17 protein-coding genes are annotated in these 17,696 nt (G+C 73.3%); 10 read left to right on the forward strand and 7 right to left on the reverse strand.

Annotated elements, in window-relative coordinates; translation table 11 throughout:
- Window positions 1–11: 11 nt before the first annotated feature.
- The gene (locus tag FR742_RS20410) at window positions 12–1,175 is read right to left on the reverse strand and encodes a VLRF1 family aeRF1-type release factor (RefSeq protein WP_148032415.1); all 1,164 of its coding nucleotides are present in this window, start codon (window positions 1,173–1,175) and stop codon (window positions 12–14) included.
- Between the two features lie 188 nt (window positions 1,176–1,363).
- Between FR742_RS20410 and FR742_RS20415 the strand changes: the two genes are divergently transcribed.
- The 5 genes from FR742_RS20415 to FR742_RS20435 all read left to right on the forward strand — a co-directional run bounded on the left by FR742_RS20415 (window position 1,364) and on the right by FR742_RS20435 (window position 5,230).
- Window positions 1,364–2,542, forward strand: a complete 1,179-nt coding sequence (locus tag FR742_RS20415; protein ID WP_148032416.1) for a cytochrome P450 — start codon at window positions 1,364–1,366, stop codon at window positions 2,540–2,542.
- On the forward strand, window positions 2,539–2,727 hold the full coding sequence (locus FR742_RS20420) for a ferredoxin (RefSeq protein ID WP_148032417.1): 189 nt from the start codon (window positions 2,539–2,541) through the stop codon (window positions 2,725–2,727). Before FR742_RS20415 ends, FR742_RS20420 begins: the two co-directional genes overlap by 4 nt.
- Complete coding sequence (locus FR742_RS20425) at window positions 2,724–3,833, forward strand: NAD(P)/FAD-dependent oxidoreductase (RefSeq protein ID WP_148032418.1); 1,110 nt, start codon at window positions 2,724–2,726, stop codon at window positions 3,831–3,833. The genes FR742_RS20420 and FR742_RS20425 overlap by 4 nt, the downstream gene beginning before the upstream one ends.
- Before the next feature lie 11 nt (window positions 3,834–3,844).
- The gene (locus FR742_RS20430) at window positions 3,845–4,765 is read left to right on the forward strand and encodes a LysR family transcriptional regulator (RefSeq protein WP_148032419.1); all 921 of its coding nucleotides are present in this window, start codon (window positions 3,845–3,847) and stop codon (window positions 4,763–4,765) included.
- A gap of 69 nt (window positions 4,766–4,834) precedes the next feature.
- Window positions 4,835–5,230: a RidA family protein gene (locus FR742_RS20435; RefSeq protein ID WP_148032420.1), complete on the forward strand. Its 396-nt coding sequence runs from the start codon at window positions 4,835–4,837 to the stop codon at window positions 5,228–5,230.
- On the opposite strand, the gene FR742_RS20440 is transcribed toward FR742_RS20435, so the two are convergent.
- The 4 genes from FR742_RS20440 to FR742_RS20455 all read right to left on the reverse strand — a co-directional run bounded on the left by FR742_RS20440 (window position 5,227) and on the right by FR742_RS20455 (window position 8,895).
- Window positions 5,227–6,219, reverse strand: a complete 993-nt coding sequence (locus FR742_RS20440) for a DUF5937 family protein (RefSeq protein WP_187281234.1) — start codon at window positions 6,217–6,219, stop codon at window positions 5,227–5,229. The genes FR742_RS20435 and FR742_RS20440 overlap by 4 nt on opposite strands.
- A gap of 92 nt (window positions 6,220–6,311) precedes the next feature.
- Complete coding sequence (locus tag FR742_RS20445) at window positions 6,312–7,379, reverse strand: ABC transporter substrate-binding protein (protein WP_148032422.1); 1,068 nt, start codon at window positions 7,377–7,379, stop codon at window positions 6,312–6,314.
- A complete protein-coding gene (locus tag FR742_RS20450) occupies window positions 7,376–7,909 on the reverse strand; it encodes a SigE family RNA polymerase sigma factor (protein WP_148032423.1) in 534 nt (177 codons plus the stop codon). Before FR742_RS20450 ends, FR742_RS20445 begins: the two co-directional genes overlap by 4 nt.
- A 77-nt stretch (window positions 7,910–7,986) precedes the next feature.
- Window positions 7,987–8,895, reverse strand: a complete 909-nt coding sequence (locus FR742_RS20455) for a LysR family transcriptional regulator (protein ID WP_148032424.1) — start codon at window positions 8,893–8,895, stop codon at window positions 7,987–7,989.
- Window positions 8,896–8,980: 85 nt separating this feature from the next.
- On the opposite strand from FR742_RS20455, the gene FR742_RS20460 reads away from it, so the two are divergent.
- The 5 genes from FR742_RS20460 (at window position 8,981) to FR742_RS20480 (ending at window position 15,387) form a co-directional block, all read left to right on the forward strand.
- Window positions 8,981–9,841: a xanthine dehydrogenase family protein subunit M gene (locus FR742_RS20460; protein ID WP_148032425.1), complete on the forward strand. Its 861-nt coding sequence runs from the start codon at window positions 8,981–8,983 to the stop codon at window positions 9,839–9,841.
- A gap of 1 nt (window position 9,842) precedes the next feature.
- Entirely contained in the window at window positions 9,843–10,310 is a 468-nt protein-coding gene (locus FR742_RS20465; protein ID WP_148032426.1) for a (2Fe-2S)-binding protein, read from the forward strand.
- Complete coding sequence (locus tag FR742_RS20470) at window positions 10,307–12,655, forward strand: aerobic carbon-monoxide dehydrogenase large subunit (RefSeq protein ID WP_148032427.1); 2,349 nt, start codon at window positions 10,307–10,309, stop codon at window positions 12,653–12,655. Before FR742_RS20465 ends, FR742_RS20470 begins: the two co-directional genes overlap by 4 nt.
- Window positions 12,652–13,428 (forward strand): XdhC family protein, encoded by a 777-nt coding sequence (locus FR742_RS20475; protein WP_222709005.1) that lies wholly within the window; start codon window positions 12,652–12,654, stop codon window positions 13,426–13,428. The genes FR742_RS20470 and FR742_RS20475 overlap by 4 nt, the downstream gene beginning before the upstream one ends.
- A gap of 117 nt (window positions 13,429–13,545) precedes the next feature.
- On the forward strand, window positions 13,546–15,387 hold the full coding sequence (locus FR742_RS20480) for a serine/threonine-protein kinase (protein WP_187281235.1): 1,842 nt from the start codon (window positions 13,546–13,548) through the stop codon (window positions 15,385–15,387).
- 29 nt (window positions 15,388–15,416) lie between these two features.
- On the opposite strand, the gene FR742_RS20485 is transcribed toward FR742_RS20480, so the two are convergent.
- On the reverse strand, window positions 15,417–16,295 hold the full coding sequence (locus FR742_RS20485; RefSeq protein WP_148032429.1) for a carbohydrate kinase family protein: 879 nt from the start codon (window positions 16,293–16,295) through the stop codon (window positions 15,417–15,419).
- 213 nt (window positions 16,296–16,508) lie between these two features.
- Window positions 16,509–17,534 carry a LacI family DNA-binding transcriptional regulator gene (locus tag FR742_RS20490; protein ID WP_148032430.1) on the reverse strand — a complete coding sequence of 342 codons (1,026 nt, stop codon included), beginning with the start codon at window positions 17,532–17,534 and terminating at the stop codon, window positions 16,509–16,511.
- Between the last annotated feature and the right edge of the window lie 162 nt (window positions 17,535–17,696).

Below are 17,696 nucleotides of genomic sequence, written 5' to 3' on the forward strand. Positions count from 1 at the left end.
CGCCGCATGCCTCACCATCGCAGCAGGGCGCCGATGCCTCCGGCGTCGCCGAGGACTCCGGCGCCGGCCCCCTCGATCGGGCTGACCCTGGCTCCGGTGGCGAGGGCCCGCTCCACCAGCCGCTCGTTCAGCCGGGGCTCGGGCGTGTGCCGCCGGACGCCGGTCTCGGTGTCGGCGTACAGGGTGCCGTCGGCGTCCACCGAGCCGACGTAACGTACCTCCGGGTCGTAGACCAGGTGGGCGACCCGGCCCTCGTTCAGCGCCCCGGCCACCTGGGACAGGCCCAGCGCGCCCTTCTTGCTCAGCCCGGCGTCCAGGACCTGTTCGAGCAGCCGGCGCTCGCTCGCGGTGTGCTCGGCGTGGAGCCGTTCGGTCACCGCGGCCAGCAGCCCTGAGTCGTCGAGCCCGGCGAGCACGCGCGTGTCCCGGATCACCCGGTCCCGCAAGGGCTCCGGGAGCTTGCCGGCGAGGATCTCGGCCCACTGATCGCCGCCGCTGACCAGGATCCGTTCCCACCGCCGTTCCTCGGTCAGGTTCGTGACGGTCTCCGCCACCCGGTCCAGGAACCGCTGCGCCCAGGCCCGCTCGCGGGCCTTGCGCTGCTCCCGCATCGGCGTGTTGTACTGGCCCGCCGGTCCACCGCCGATCTGGCCGGCCCGCTCGTGCGGCGCCTCCAGGTCCTCCTGTTCCAACTGGCTCACCTGCCGCAGGCGGCCGAGCCGCCATTCCAGCAGCCGGGCCTCGTCGCTGGAGACGAGCACGACCCCGGCAGGCCGGCCCTCGTCCAGCAACTCCAGCAACGGGTGGACGAACGGGCCGTCGTCGAGCACGACCCGATTCGGCACCGGCATCTGGCTGTCCAGGCGTACCACCCAGTCGTCGCCGAGCGCGGCGAAGGCGATCCGGCCGCGGCCGGACTCGATGGGTGTGGCGAGCTCTTCCACCTCGGGACCGAGCCGGTCCAGCGCGGCGACCACCTCGCGACGGCGCTCCGCCGGTCCTTCCTCGGCCACCCGGCGCCGCAGCTCCCGGTACCGGTTCTTCAGGTCGATCGCCGCGGCGTTCCGGTCCCCGCCCGGATCGGCGTTCACGTACACCGACAGCACCCCGGCCGCGTCGGTGTGCCCCGACAGCTCCAGCAGGGCCTTGTCATCCAGTTCCTCGATGGCCGCCAAGACTCTCATCCTTTCCCCCGGTGGCTGTGAGCTGCTCCCTACCCGAACGTGTCCGCTTCGCACCGTTTTGAGGTGTTTGGCGCATTCGCCATGCATCGCATTCATGTCCGTCCATACAGAACATGCGTTTGCCTGATGTGACCCCGGTCGCTTCACTGGGTTACGCGATGACCGACCCGAGGTGAACGATGACCGACTCCGCCCCCGTCTCCGATCTCGACCTGTTCGACGACACGGTGCTCGTCGACCCCTACCCCTCCTACGCGGCGCTGCGCGACCTGGGAGGTGTCGTCCGCCTTCCGGCGAACGACGTGTACGCGCTCACGAGGTACGACGTGATCCGCAACGCCCTGGGCGACTGGGAGAGCTTCTCCTCCGCCGGGGCCATCGGCTTCAACCCGATGGTCAACGAGGCGCTGACCGGCACGTCCCTGTCCTCGGACCCGCCGGTGCACACCCAGTTGCGGGCGACCTTGACCGCCAACCTGTCGCCGCGGGCGCTGCGCGGGCTCAAGGCCGGCATCGACGCCAAGGCCGACGCGCTGGTCGGGGAGCTGGTCGACCGGGGCTCGTTCGAGGCCATCGACGCGCTGGCCCGCGCGTTCCCGCTGGAGGTCGTCGCGGATCTCATCGGGTTCACCGGTCACGTCCGCGACAACATGCTGCGCTGGGGACAGGCGGCGATGCAGGTGATCGGGCCGATGAACCGGCGCACCGCGGAGAGCTTCCCCATCGCTGGCGAGCTGTACGGCTGGTGCTCGGGCGTGACCGCCGAGGATCTGGCGCCCGGCTCGGTGGGGCGGGGGATCTTCGAGGCCGAGGCGCGCGGCGACATCCCGCCGGGCACGGCCGGCCACATCATCCACCAGTATCTCGGCGCCGGCGTCGACACGACGATCGCCGCCATCGGGAACGTCGTCGCGCTCTTCGCCGCGCACCCCGGCCAGCTCGCGCTGGTGCGGGAGAACCCGTCGCTGGTGCCGGCCGCGCTGAACGAGGTGCTCCGCTACTGGGCACCGCTGCACGCCTGGGGGCGTCGTACGACCCGGGACGTGGAGATCGACGGCGTCGTGGTCCCGGCGGGGGCGCAGGTGGCGATCCTGTTCGGGGCCGGCAACCGGGACCCGCGCCACTACGGGAACCCCGACGCGTTCCTGGTCGAGCGGAACCCGGTCGACCACCTGTCGTTCGGCTACGGCCCGCACGGCTGCGCCGGCCAGGGGCTGGCCCGGCTGGAGGCGCACGCGGTCATCGAGGCCCTGGCGCGCCGCGTGCGGCGGCTCGTCGTCGGCCCCGAGGTCCGGGTGCCGAGCAACGTCACCCGGAGCATCGAGGAGCTCCCCGTCCTGGAGGTGGTCCCGGTATGAAGATCGTCCTCGACCGTCCCCGCTGTGAAGGGCACGGCCTGTGCGAGGAGGCCGCGCCGGAGCTGATGCACCTCGACGACGACGGCGAGCTCGTCCTCGACCGCGAGGAGATCGGCGACGCCGAGGTCCCGCTGGCCAACGCCGCCGTCCGGGTCTGCCCGGTGGCGGCCCTGCGGCTCGCGTGAGTACGCGGATCAGGCGGGTCGTCGTCGTCGGCAACGGCGTCGCCGGGCTCACCGCGGCCGACTCGCTGCGCGCGAGCGGGTTCGACGGGGAGCTGACCGTCGTCGGTGACGAGCCGCACGCCGCCTACAGCCGTCCGGCGCTGTCGAAGGCGCTCCTGCTCGACGGCGGCGGAACGGCCCACGAGCTCCCGCCGGCCACGCACGGGGCGACCGAGCTTCTCGGGGTCCGGGCTCGCGGACTCGACCTGGAGCGCCGGCTCGTCACCCTCGGCGACGGCACCGAGCTGCCGTACGACCGGCTCGTGATCGCCACCGGGGCCCGCGCGCGGCGGCTGTCCGGCCTGCCCGAGGAGCACACGCTGCGTGGCCTGGACGACGCGCTGGCCCTGCGCGACCGGCTGGCCGCGAGCCCGTCCGTGGTCGTGGCCGGCGGCGGCCCGCTCGGCATGGAGATCGCCTCGGCGTGCCTGGCCGCGGGGTGCGAGGTCACGCTCGTCTCCCAGGGGGTGCCGCTGATCGGGCACCTGGGACCGTACCTGGCCGGGGTCTTCGGCGAGGCCGCGCGGGAGCGTGGGCTCACCGTCGTGGAGACCGGCGCCGCGCGGGTCGAGCGGGGCGCGGGCGGCGTGCGCGTCGTCCTGGACGACGGCGCGGTCGTCGAGGCCGAGCTGCTGGTGTCGGCCGCCGGTGACGTCCCCAACACGGAGTGGCTCGCGGGCACGGGCCTCGCCGCGGGCGGGGTCGTCCGGGTCGACGCGCGCGGGCTGGCCCGCCCCGATGTCGCGGCGGTCGGCGACCTGGCGGCGTTCCCGACACCGTACGGGCCGCGCCGCGTCCCGCTGTGGAACAGCGCGATCGAGCAGGCGAAGGTGGCCACGGCCGCCCTCGTGCGCGGGGACGGGGCGCCGCCGCTGCGGTTCCAGCCGTACTTCTGGACCGAGCAGTTCGGGCTCAGCCTCAAGGCGGTGGGCTATCTCCCGGTGGACGGGGAGCCGGAGCACCTGGAGCCGGGCCTGATGCGCTGGTCCCGCGAGGACGGCTCCGGTGTGGCCGTGGCGCTGAACCACCGGATCCCGATCCCTCGGTTGCGCCGGGCCGCCGCGTAGAGTTCGTCGCGATGAGCGACAAGGATGCGGACACCACGGGTTCGGGGCTGGATCGGCTGGCGTCGGTCAACCTCAACCTGCTGGTGCCCCTCCTCGCGATGCTGGAGGAGCGCTCGGTGACCAGGGCCGCCGAGCGCGTCGGGCTCTCCCAGTCGGCGATGAGCCACGCCCTGGGCCGCATGCGACGCCTGCTCGGCGACGACCTCCTCGTCCGGCAGGGCAACGCCGTCACGCTGACCCCGCGCGCCGTGCAGTTGATCGCCCCGTTGCGGGCGACGCTCCAGCAGGCCGCGGACCTGGTCAGCCTGCCCGTCTTCGACCCGGCGACCGATCGCCGGGTCATCACCGTCGCGATGACCACCAGCACGGCCTTCGTCCTCGGCGCGCGGCTGGGGCGGCTGGTGGCGGAGCGGGCGCCGCACGCGACGCTGCGCCTGCGCACGATCACCGTGCCGGCCGAGTCGACCTTCACCGAGCACGGCGTGCACGTCGTGCTGATCTCCGAGGCGTTCGCGTCGCCGCACCCGCGCGAGCGCCTGTACGACGACCGCATCGTGGTGGTGGCCTCGGCGGACACGCCACCGGAGATGAGCGCGCTCGACCTGCTGACCACGCAGCCGCACGTCGTCGTGGACGCGGAGCGGCGGGTCTTCCCGTATCCGGTGCTCGACGAGCAGGGCGTCCCCTACCGGGTCGGGCTGCGGGTCTCCGACTTCCTGCTCGTCCCGTACCTGGTCGGACGGGCGGGCGGGGTCGCCCTGCTGCGCCACCGGGTCGCCGCGGAGATGCGGGCGCTCGTCGGCCTGCGGATCGAGGAGTTCCCGTTCCCGATCCCCGGGCTGGGCATCGACATGGTCTGGAACCCGCATCTCGGTGACCACCCCTTCATGGCCTGGCTGCGTCAGCTCCTGTTCGACGCCGCCCGGCCCTGACCGGGTCTCGATTAGACGGATCGGCGAAGGGTTTGCGGCCCGCGCGGGCGGGTTCCTAGGGTCACCGCCATGGACGATCTTCTGGTACGGCCCGTCGATCCCGCGTCGTTGCCGGCGGCGACAGGCGACTACACGCACGGCACCGTGGTGACCGGTGCCCGGCGCACCCTGTTCGTCAGCGGCCAGGTCCCCTGGGGCGGGCCGGGCCCGCTGCCGGATGACTTCGACTCCCAGTGCCGCCTGACGTGGCGCAACGTGCTCGCCGTGCTGGCCGAGGCCGGCATGGGGGTGCGCAACCTCGCCAAGGTCACGACGTACCTCTCCGACCGCCGGTATCGCGAGGCCAACAGCCGCATCCGCCAGGAGGTGCTCGGCGACCACCGGCCCGCCCTCACCATCGTCATCACCGGCATCTACGCCGAGGAATGGCTGCTGGAGATCGAGGCGATCGCCGTCGAGGGCTAGCCGGCGTTCAGGTCCAGCAGGTCCCAGCCCAGCGGGGTCAGCTCGTGCCGGGCCGTGCGCGCCACGCGGGTGGTGACGACCAGCCCGGCGCGCCGCAGGTTGGCCACGTGCGCCGAGGCGGTCGCCGGCGTGACGCCCAGCGCCGCGGCGAGGTCGGCGGTGCCGCGGCCGGAACGGCGGGCGAGAGCCCGCAGGACGGCCGCCCGGCGCTCGCCGACCGCCCCCGCCAGGCGTCCGTCCGGCCAGTCGCGTCCCCCGCTGTCGCGCCAGAACGCCCCGGCGGTGCGCGCCGGGTAGAAGAGCATCGGCTGCTGCCGGTCGTTGAGCTGCCGGTGCACCCCGTCGGTCAGGAACATGCTCGGCACCAGGACCAGCCCCCGGCCGCCGAGGGCGTAGTCGGGCGCGACCGGCCCGGCGAACTCCAGGTACGGGTGTTCCCAGCGCACGTGGGGAGGGCAGAGCGTGGCGAGCATGGCCTCCACCCCGTGCCGCGCTGCGAGCCGGGCACGATAGGCCACGTCCGCCGCGAGCTGGGCGCGCAGCCGCGGCCAGTCGGCGGCCAGCACCGCCCGGTGGAACGCCGCGAACGCGTCCCGCAGCGCTCGCCGGGCGCGGGTGGGATGGCGCAGCAGCGTGCCGACGACCGGCGGGACGGTCTCCAGCACCCCGGCGAACGCGGCGGTGTCCTGCAGCACCGGCGCGGCCGGGTCGTCGAGTGCCGCGTGGAGCTCGTCCTCGAACGTCATCGGACCGGCGGCGGGCTGCGGCGTCAGGAAGTCGGGCAGATGCCTGGGGTGCGCCGAGCACAGGGCCACCACCGGCCGGGCCGCCGCGGGCAGCGCCGCCCGGCCGGCGTGCCGCCAGGCGGCCAGGCCGGGCGGAGGGGCCGGCAGCCCGAGGCCGCGCGCCGCCTTCAGCGTCTCCTGGAAGGGCAGGACGGCGAAGCGGACGCGGCCGAGGTCCGAGTCGGAGAACACCAGGCGCGGCATGCGCCCGAGGCTAGCCGCACCGGGCGCCTGCCGACGGGGCTCTCTTCGCATCCTGTATGACGCGGCACGGCCTGGGTCTCGGGCGTGCCGGATCACCCGCCGACGGCATCACCGAGATCCACCGGGCGTTCCGTGAACCCGTGGGCGTGGGTCAGGTCGGCGACCCGCTTGAGCTCCGTCATGTCGAGTCGGGCCGGATAGGAGCCGAACGTCAAGGCGGCCGCCTCCTCGGGGGAGGTTTTCGTGTAGGTCGGCACCACCTCACGCACCTGACGGGGATCGCTCGCGATCAGGTGCCGCGCCTTGGCCAGCGCGCGCTGGAAAGCCGCCAGCGTGCGCGGGTGCTTCCGGACCCACTCGGCGGTGGCCGCCAGGCCCGCGGTGTGCAGGTCCGCGAACTCCCGGGGGATCGCGTCCGCCAGGATCCGCGAGCGCTCGCCGCCCACGGTGACGAACGGCTCTGCCAGCAGGGCGGCGTCGAACTGCCCGCTGTTCAGCGCGTGGAGCATCTCGGGATAGGGCTTCTCGACCATCACGACGTCCCGCGGCTTCAGCCCGGCCCGCTTCAGCGCGGCCGTCACCGTCAGCTGCCCGAGGCCCCCGAGGTTCGGGATCGCGATCTGCTTGCGCTTCAGGTCGCGCACTGTCCTGATCTTCGACTTGGCGCTCACGACGATCGCGAGGTCTCCCGGCGAGGACCGGTACAGGCCGGCGACGATCTTGAAGTCCTTGCCCTTCTCGTTCGCCCGGAAGAGGGTGACGTAGTCGGTGTACGCCAGGTCCAGCGCGCCGACTTCGACCTGCGGCGTCGCGGCTCCCGCGCCCGTGACGACCACCGGCTGCACCGTGAGGCCCTCCTCCTGGAAGTAGCCCGCGGACTGGGCCACGAACACGGGCGCCGACTCCACGGTCGGCACCGTCCCGACCTTGATGACCGGCAGCTCCGGCGGGGCGGACGGGCGGGCGGCGGCGCGCGGCTCACCGGGCAGCGCCCGCACCGCGACGGTGACCGCGATCATGGTGACGACGACCACCGCGGCGGCGGCGAACGCCATGACGTTGCGCCGCCTGCGCTGATGCACGGCGACCGCCCTGGCGGCCAGGTCGCGCTCCGGCATGTCGTCCGCGATGCGGCCGAGCTGTTCTCCGAGCCAGGTCATCGGCGTGCCCCCTCACTTCGGGCCGGGTCCTCCAGAACGGGCAGTCTGGGCGCCAGTTCCGGCGCGAGCGCGCGCAGGCGGGCCAGGGCGTGGTGCGCCTGGCTCTTCACGGTGCCGACGGAGCATCCCAGCAGGTCGGCGACGTCACGTTCGGTACGGTCCTCGTAGAAGCGCAGGACGAGCACCGCGCGCTGCTTGGGCGTCAGCCGCATGAGCGCCTGGCGCAGGACGATCCGCAGGACGGCGGAGTCCTCGCAGGAGTAGGCGCGTTCGGGCGGCTCGGCGCTCGGCACCTCGCCTGCACCGCGCCGCCGCCGCCACGAGATGTACTGGTTAACCATGATCCTGCGCGCGTAGGCGTCGAGGTTGTCGATGTGGCGTAACTTCGGCCACCGCCCGATCATGCGGACCAGCACACTCTGCCAGAGGTCCTCCGCGAGGTGGACCTCTCCGGTGAGCAGGTAGGCCAGGCGCATCAACGGGCGTTGGTGAGCATCCACGAACGCCCGGAAACCGGCATCGCGATCCAACGTCTCTCCTCAGGTCGATACCCCCCAGACGCCGTGGCCGCCGTGGAAGGTTGGCACTTCTGAGGAGGGAGTGACGGTCAGCTCCAGATCGACACGTGCACCGGGGGGCGGAAGCGGGCTCGGGGGATGCCCTCGTCCGGGGAGCGCATCACCTGGGTGGCCGCCGGGGTCGTGAGGAAGTCCAGGAAGGCGTCCGCCGAGGCCGATCGGGTGCCGGGTTCCAGGACGGTCGCGTACCAGGAGACCGGCATGGGGGTGGCCGCCGTCTCCACGACCACCAGTTCCCCGCGCCGGACCTGGGACGCCACCAGGTGCGCGACGGCGGGGGCGACGCCGGCGCCCTCCGCCGCCGCCTTCCAGGCCGCCGTCTGGTTGGCGAAGACGCGTACGTGCGACTCCGGTACGCGCAGCAGCCGCAGCAGCCGGCCGCTGTCGCCGGCGGGGTCGGTGCCGGAGGGGCCGACGAGCCAGTGGTCGCGGTGGCCGTGCGGGGCGGCGACGGCGACGAGGCGGCAGCGCAGGACGGGCCGGCTGACCAGTCCTGGGCCGGTCAGCTGCGGTCCGACGGCGACGTCGGCGAGGCGGCTGGTGAGCAGCAGCGGCATCTCCGCGGTGGCGGCGACGCCGGTGCTGGCGTCCATGGACTTGCGCTGGTTGAACAGGCAGACCAGCGGCCCTGCGACGTGCTCGGAAAGGACGCCGTCCATGACCACGTGCAGCCGGGCCGGGCCGCCGGGCTGGACGGCGGCGACGGCCTCGGCGCCGAGTGCGACGATCTGGGAGGCGATGCCGAGCAGGCGGCGGCCGCCCTCGGTGAGCACCATGCCGCCGGCGGAGCGGGTGAGCAGGGGGTCGCCGAGGTGGCGGCGGAGCTGCGCCAGCGATTGCGACACGGCGGGCTCGCTGATGCCGAGCGCGCGGGCGGCGGCCTTGACGGAACCGAGGCGGGCCACGAAGACGAAGGCGCCGAGCTGGCTCAGGGTCACCCTTTCTTCATAGATTCCCGGCGCGGATTAAGGAATCCCTTATTTCTGGATTGTCCAGCCGAAAGGGTGACAGCACTGTGCAGGCATGCAAGTTCCCGCGACGTTCGCGTACGAAAGAGCGGGCAGCGTCCCGCACGCGTTAGAGCTGCTGGACAGGTACGGCCCCGACGCCCGGGTCGTGGCCGGCGGCCACAGCCTGATCCCGATGATGAAACTGCGCCTGGCCCAGCCCGAGGCGCTGATCGACATCAACGGGCTGTCCGAGCTGGCCCAGCTCTCGGTGGAGGACGGCGAGCTGGTCATCGGCTCGATGGTGCGCCACGCCGAGCTCCTGGCCGGCGCGGTCGCCACCGGCCCGTACCCGATCTTCGAGGACGCCGAACGGGTGATCGCCGACCCGATCGTCCGCAACCGGGGCACGGTGGGCGGCTCGCTCTGCCAGGGCGACCCCTCGGAGGACCTGGCGGCGGTGTTCGCGGCGCTCCGCGCCACCGCGGTCATCCAGGGCCCGGCGGGTGTCCGGAAGGTCCCGGTCAGGGAGTTCCATGAGGGACCGTACGAGACCGCCGTCGGCGACGGGGAGCTGCTGCTCGCGCTCCGGGTGCCGATCCTGGACGGGGCGGGGAGCGCGTACGAGAAGGTGGAGCGGCGCGTCGGCGACTGGCCGGTGGCGGCGGCCGGGGCGGTGCTCCAGCTGGACGGCGGGGTGATCGCGCGGGCCGGGATCGGGCTCACGGCGGTCGGCGCCGAGCACTTCTGCGCGCCCGAGGCGGAGGCGCACCTGATCGGGAAGCCGCCGGGCGCGGAGGTGTTCGCGGAGGCGGGCCGGATCGCCGCCGAGCACTGCGAACCCCACTCCGACCAGCGCGGACCCGCCGACTACAAGCGCCACCTGGCCGCCGAGCTGACCCGGCGGGCACTGGCCAGGGCTGTGGAGAGGATCTGACATGCGGATCACGGTGACGGTGAACGGGCAGCCGTACGAGCGCGACGTGGAGCCGCGGCTGCTGCTGACCCACTTCCTGCGCGACGAGCTGGACCTGACGGGCACCCACTGGGGCTGCGACACCTCCAACTGCGGGGTGTGCACCGTCCAGCTCGACGGGGTGCCGGTGAAGTCGTGCACGGTGCTGGCGGTGATGGCCGACGGCCACGAGGTGACGACCGTCGAGGGGCTGGAGAAGGACGGCGAGCTGGACGCGGTGCAGAAGGGGTTCGTGGAGTGCCACGGCCTGCAGTGCGGGTTCTGCACGCCGGGGATGCTGCTGACGGCGCGGTGGCTGCTCGACAACAAGCCCGACCCGGACGAGGGCGAGATCCGCGAGGCGATCTCCGGCCAGCTCTGCCGGTGCACCGGTTACGAGAACATCGTCCGGTCCATCCGCTGGGCGGCAGAGGCGGAGGCCAAGTCATGAGCTTCGGACGCATGCACCGCAAGGAGGACGCCCGCTTCATCCGGGGCCGCGGCAATTACGTCGACGACGTCAAGCTGCCCGGCATGCTGCACGGCGCGATCCTGCGCAGCCCCTACGCGCACGCGCGGATCGTGTCGATCGACACCTCGGCGGCCGAGGCGCACCCCAAGGTCAAGGCCGTCGTCACCGGCGCCACCCTGGCCGGGCTGAACCTGGCCTGGATGCCCACCCTGTCCAACGACGTGCAGGCGGTGCTCGCCACGGACAAGGTGCGCTTCCAGGGGCAGGAGGTCGCGTTCGTGGTGGCCGAGGACCGCTACGCGGCGCGCGACGCGCTGGAGCTGATCGAGGTCGAGTACGAGCCCCTGGACGCGGTCATCGACGCCAGGACCGCGCTCGACGCCGGCGCCCCGGTGATCAGGGACGACCTGGAGGGCAAGGCCGACAACCACATCTTCGACTGGCAGGCGGGCGACAGGGCCAGGACGGACGAGCTGTTCGAGCGGGCCGAGGTGACGGTCGCGCAGGACATGCTCTACCCGCGCGTGCACCCGGCGCCGCTGGAGACGTGCGGCGCGCTCGCCGACTTCGACAAGGTGACCGGCAAGCTGACCGTGTGGTGCCCGACGCAGGCGCCGCATGCGCACCGGACGCTGTACGCGATGGTGGCGGGCCTGCCCGAGCACAAGATCAGGGTGATCTCGCCGGACATCGGCGGCGGGTTCGGCAACAAGGTCGGGATCTACCCCGGGTACGTGTGCGCGATCGTCGGCTCGATCGTCACCGGCCGCCCGGTCAAGTGGATGGAGGACCGCTCGGAGAACCTGATGAGCACCTCCTTCGCCCGCGACTACCACATGCACGGCGAGATCGCCGCCGACCGGGACGGCCGGATCAAGGCGATCCGGGTGAAGGTGCTGGCCGACCACGGCGCGTTCAACGGCACGGCCCAGCCGACGAAGTTCCCCGCCGGGTTCTTCCACGTCTTCACCGGCTCGTACGACCTCGAAGCCGCGCACTGCGAGGTCACCGGCGTCTACACGAACAAGGCGCCAGGAGGCGTCGCGTACGCGTGCTCGTTCCGCATCACCGAGGCCGTCTACCTGGTGGAGCGCCTGATGGACGTGCTGGCGGCCGAGCTGGGCGTGGACCCGGCCGAGCTGCGCATGCGCAACCTGCTCAAGCCCGACCAGTTCCCCTACACCTCACCCACCGGCTGGGAGTACGACTCGGGCGACTACCCCAAGACGCTGAGGCTGGCGCTGGACATGGCCGGCTACGACGAGCTCCGCGCCGAGCAGGCCGCCAAGCGGGCCAGGGGCGAGCTGATGGGCATCGGCATCAGCTTCTTCACCGAGGCGGTCGGCGCCGGGCCGCGCAAGCACATGGACATCCTCGGCCTCGGCATGGCCGACGGCGCCGAGCTGCGCGTGCACCCGACGGGCAAGGCGGTGCTGCGGGTGTCGTGCCAGTCGCAGGGCCAGGGGCACGAGACCACGTTCGCCCAGATCGTCGGCAACGAGCTGGGCATCCCGGCCGACGACGTGGAGGTGGTGCACGGCGACACCGACCAGACGCCGTTCGGTCTCGGCACGTACGGGTCGCGCTCGACGCCGGTGTCGGGCGCGGCGACCGCGGTGGTGGCCAGGAAGGTGCGCGACCGGGCCAAGCTGGTGGCCGCGGCCATGCTGGAGGCCAGCCCGGACGACCTGGAGTGGCAGGACGGCAAGTGGTCGGTGGTCGGCGACCCGTCGACCGCCAAGTCGCTCGCGGAGATCGCGCTGGCCGCGCACTCGAACCTGGAGCTGCCCGAGGGCGTCGAAGGGCACCTGGACGCGGTGACCGTCTACAACCCGCCGAACCTCACCTACCCGTTCGGCGCCTACATCTGCGTGGTCGACGTCGACCCGGGCACCGGGCAGGTGAAGGTGCGCAGGTTCGTGGCGGTGGACGACTGCGGGGTGCGCATCAACCCCATGATCGTCGAAGGGCAGGTGCACGGCGGCCTGGCCGATGGGGTGGGCATGGCGCTCATGCAGGTGATGGCGTTCGACGAGGACGGCAACCACCTGGGCGCCTCCTTCATGGACTACCTGCTGCCCACGTCCATGGAGTGCCCGTCGTGGGAGCTGGGCGAGACGGTCAGCCCGTCGCCGTTCCACCCGATCGGGGCCAAGGGCGTCGGCGAGTCGGCCACCGTCGGCTCCCCCGCCGCCGTGGTCAACGCCGTGGTGGACGCGCTCGCGCCGTACGGGATCCGGCACGCGGACATGCCGCTGACCCCGGCGAACGTGTGGCGGACGATCGACGGGCGGCCGTTCAGGACGGACCTGGCCATCTCATGAGCGAGTTCATCGGCATGCCGGCGCCCCGCCGCCGTGATCGGACGGGCGGGGCGCCGGCCCCGCCGCGCGACGTGCGGGAGCGGGCCGCCGAGCTGCGGTCCGGGCGGGAGCCGTACGTGCTGGCCACGGTCGTGCGCGCGCAGCGGCCGACCAGCGCCAAGGCCGGCGACCGGGCGCTCGTGCTGGCCGACGGGACCGTGGAGGGGTTCGTCGGCGGGCACTGCGCGCTCGACACGGTACGGGCCCAGGGGCTGCGGCTGCTGGAGCCGAGGCGCGCCGGGCACTCGACGCTGCTGCGCATCACGCCCGAGGAGGGCGAGCCGCGCGAGGAGGAGGGGCTGGTCGCCGTCGGCCAGCCGTGCCTGTCCGGCGGCACGCTGGAGATCTTCCTGGAGGCCGTGCTGCCGCCGGTGCTCGTGCACGTGTACGGTGACGGTCCGATCGCGCGGGCGTTCGCCGAGGTGGGGCGGGCGCTCGGCTACCAGGTGGAGGCGTCGGCCGACCCGTGGGCCGCGATCGCCGCGGACACCACCGCGGTGCTGGTGGCCTCGCACGGCGTGTCCGAGGAGCCGGTGCTGCGGGCCGCGCTGGCGGCCGGCGTCCCGTACGTGGGTCTCATCGCCAGCCGCAGGCGGGGAGCAGGGGTGCTGGCGGGGGTGGACGGCGGCGACCGGGTGCGCGTGCCGGCCGGGCTGGACATCGGCGCGCGGACGCCGGGAGAGGTGGCGGTGTCGGTCCACGCGGAGATCATCCAGCTCGGCGTCCGGTCCTAGCTCCCGGCCAGCGGGCAGGCCCTTACTCCGTTAGAGTCTGGGGTGCACAAAGGCATGCCGGGCGGAGGAAACGGTCGGTTGAGTCGACGGGATGACGACGGCGAGAGGACAGCGACGTTGGGGCAGCAGGGCCGCTCCGCTGGCACTCCGCTGACGCCAGAGGACCCGCCCGCGATCGGGCCGTACGAGCTGGCCGGCCGGCTCGGGTCCGGTGGCATGGGCACCGTCTATCTGGCGAAGGGGCCGGACGGCGCGACGGTGGCGCTCAAGGCGATCCGGCGTGACTTCACCGCCGACCCCGTCTACCGGGCGCGCTTCCACGAGGAGGTGTCGAACGCGCGCAAGGTCGCGTCGTTCTGCACGGCCCGGGTGCTCGACCACGGTGAGCACGACGGGGTGCTCTACCTCGTCACCGAGTTCATCGACGGCGTCTCGCTGGAGGACCACCTCATCGAGCACGGCCGGCTGTCGCCGTCGATGCTCCACTCCGCGGCCGTGGGGGTTGCCGCGGCGCTGACCGCCATCCACGCGGCCGGGCTGGTCCACCGCGACCTCAAGCCGGCCAACGTGATGCTGACGCTGGCCGGGCCGCGGGTGATCGACTTCGGGCTGGCCAGGTCCACGCACGTCAGCTCGCGTCACACGAACGCCGGCATGGTGATGGGCACGCCGGGGTGGATCGCTCCCGAGCAGGTCTTCGAGGGCCGCACCAGCCCGGCGGGCGACGTGTTCGCGTGGGGGTCGCTGATCGCGTACGCGGGGCTGGGCGGGCATCCGTTCGGCGAGGGCGACGCCTACGTCATGGCGGCCAGGGCCCGCACCGCCCCGCCCGACCTGCGCGGGCTGCCCGCGCCGCTCGACCGGCTGGTGGCCGCGGCCATCCATCCCGACCCGGCGCGGCGGCCGACGGCCAAGCAGCTGCTGCTGGAGCTGGTGAGCGCCACCGACGAGCCGGCGGCCCAGCTCGCGGCCTCCCGCCATCTCACGGACTCCTGGAACCCCGCGGAGTTCCCCCCGCTGGCCCACCGTCCCGGCGCGCACCCTCACCCGGGCCCGCGTGCCCCGCACCAGGGCGGCAGGGCGGAGCCGCACCCCGAGACCTCCGGCCGTTTCGCCCGCCCCGAGCCCGGCGCGCCCCACCAGCCCCTGCCGGGCGCCCCCAGCGGCCCCCCGCCCGCCGACACCTCCGGCCGCTTCCCCATGCCGGCTCCCGACGCGTCCCGTCAACCGGCTCCCGCAGGCCCCAGCCCGAGGGCCACCGAAGCCCCACCCCCAGCCGAAACCCCCGGAAACTTCCCGGGCGCGCACCAGGCACCGCCTGCCGAGACGCCCGGATACTTCCCAGGCTCCGGGCCGGGCGGGCATCAGGCGCCGCCCGCGGAGACGTCCGGGAACGTACCGCGCCCGGGGCCGCGCCCCGCTGTGCCGCCTGCCGAGACGTCGGGGAACTTCCGGCGCTCCGGGTCCGGGGGGCCGTACCAGGCGCCGCCTGCCGAGACGTCCGGGAACGTGCCGAGGTCCGGGGGGCGTGGGCCGCGTCAGGGGCCGCCCGGCGAGACGGGGACCTTCCAGGGGCCGCGGCAGGCGGCGCCCATGCCGCCCGCCGAGACGTCCGGGCGCTTCCCGCGGCCGGGGCGTCAGGCGCCGCAGGTCCCTCCGCATCAGACCGGGCAGGGCCCGCTGCCCCGCCGTGGCCCGCTGCCGCCGGGCGCCCGGCCCGCCAAGCCGGGCCGGAACCTGTTCACCGGCTGCCTGGCCGCCGTGGTGATCATGCTGGTGCTGCTCGCGCTGCTGGTCGCCGTGCTGGTGTGGATGTCCCGTGGCCCGTCCGCGGGCGAGGCGGGCAACCCGGTACAGGACGGCAAGCTGACCTTAACCGTCAGCGACACCGAGTGCGCCGAGCCGCCCTCGTCCGGGATGCCGCCCGCCTGCCGCGTAGCACTCGACCGAGTCAGGTGATCGGCGGACGCTGAGGTCTCGACCGAGGCTCAGGTGTCTGCTGAGGCGCGGGCCAGGAGGACGGGCTCGGTGATCGGGGACTCGTGGGTGCCCGGCACCGTGCAGGCGTGCGCCCCGGCGACCGCCCCCAGCGTCACGCACCGCTCCAGCGGCAGCCCGTTGAGCGTCCCGTACAGGAAGCCGGAGACGAACGCGTCGCCCGCGCCGTTGCTGTCGGCGACCGGTGCCGGCAGCGGGGCGGCGGGGAAGGCGCGCACCTCGCCGCCGCGCGTCAGGACGAGGCAGCCGCCGGCGCCGCGGGTGCAGACGACGGTGCGGGCCCGCCCGCGGGCCAGGATGCCGTGCATCGCCGCCACCGGGTCCTCCAGCGCGGCGGCTGACAGGAACACCAGGTCGGACCGGTACGCGAAGTCCCGGTGGAAGTCGTCGGCCCCGTCCCAGTCGTGCAGGTCGGTGGAGACGGGCACGCCGCCGAGGTCGTCGAAGACGTCGCGGCAGATGTCGGAGAGCGACACGTGCACGTGGCGGGCCCGGACGCCTGCGTAGAGCGCGCGGGGCAGGCGCTCGCCGGGGGTGGCCTTGGCGTCGAAGAACGACGTGCGGCGGCCGTCGGGGGCGACCAGCAGGACGCTGCGCCGGGTGCCCCCGGCGGCGGTGCCCCACGCGCAGGCGACGTGGCGCAGCGCGTCACGGACGAGCGCGCCCTGCGGATCGTCACCGATCAGGTCGGCGAAGGCGACGTCCATCCCGAGGGCCGCGCACCCGAGGCTCACCCCTGACCCGGTGTTCCCGATCCGATCGACCACGGGCGGCACCGGATAGGTGTCACGGTAGGCCAGCGGCAGCTCCGGCACGTAAACGGTGGTATCGACCCCCGCCCCGCCCAGCACGAGCACGTCACACGTCACAGTCCCGCCCTCCTCCTCGCACGAGCACTTACGGCGGGCACAGCGGGTTGTGAGGCACGCATGACGACGCCCGGCCCGAGGGGTTTCCCAAAAGGCCCTTGCCTGCCCCGACGACGGCCCGCGGACACCCGGAGCGACACCCAGCCGGAGGTTCCCAGAAGAATCACCCGAACAGACCCTCATCTGGCACCCGGCCGGACATTGCCAGAACCATCACCGGTTGACCAGCGGGCCGGAGCCGGTGGAGCCGCGGACCACCAGCTCGGGCTGGAAGATGAGCTCGACGTGCTTGGCGGACGCGCCGCCGACCTCTTCGAGGAGGGTCTGCACGGCGGCCGTGGCCATCGGGCCGATCGGTTTGCGCACGGTGGTCAGCGGCGGGTCGGTGAAGGCGATGAGCGGCGAGTCGTCGAAGCCGACCACCGACACCTCGCCCGGCACGGCGAGCCCGCGCTGGCGGCAGGCGCGGATCGCGCCCAGCGCCATCAGGTCGCTGGCGCACACGATGCCGGTGCAGCCGCGGTCGAGGAGCTGCGTGGCGGCGGCCTGGCCACCCTCGACGGAGAACAGCGAGTGGGTGATGAGGTCGTCCACGTCGTCGGCGCCGAGGAGCACCCTCATGGCCTCGCGGAAGCCTTCGATCTTGCGGATGACGGGGACGAACCGGCGCGGCCCGAGCGCCAGCCCGATGCGCTCGTGGCCGAGGTCGGCCAGGTGACGGACGGCCAGGCGGGCGGCCATGCGGTCGTCGGCCGAGATGAACGGGGCGTCGATGTGCTCGTTGTAGCCGTCGACCAGCACGATCGGCAGGCCGCGGTCGGTGAGCCGGGTGTAGCGGTCCATGCGGGCGGTGGTGTCGGCGTGTAACCCTGACACGAACACGATGCCGCTCACCCCGCGGTCGACCAGCAGTTCGGTGAACTCGTCCTCGGGGGCGCCGCCGGGCAGCTGCGTGCAGAGCACGGGCGTGTAGCCGTGCTGGGTCAGCGACTTCTCGATGGCCTGCGCGAACGCCGGGAAGATCGGGTTGTCGAGCTCGGGGGTGACCAGCCCGATGAGGCCGTTGCTGCGCTGGCGCAGCCGGGGCGGCCGCTCGTAGCCCATGAGGTCGAGCGCGGTCATGACCGCCTGGCGGGTCGTCGCCGAGACGCCCGGCTTGCCGTTGAGCACGCGGCTGACCGTGGCCTCGCTCACCCCGGCCTGGGCGGCGATGTCGGCAAGGCGGGCGGGTCCGTTCATCAGAAACCTCCGAGTAAGCCCCCGCCTTCAGGCGAGGGAGGAATCGGACCCTTGCGGAGCATCACAAGAGGCAGGCGATTCACGGTCCGGCACATCGTCTCATATCGAACAGCAGTGCGAACCGGCCTCGATCGTCCGGCAGACGGTCCGAGGCGCTCGCCG

Origin of the sequence: Nonomuraea sp. C10 (assembly GCF_008017515.1) — a bacterium.
Classification (GTDB): Bacteria; Actinomycetota; Actinomycetes; order Streptosporangiales; family Streptosporangiaceae; genus Nonomuraea; species Nonomuraea ferruginea.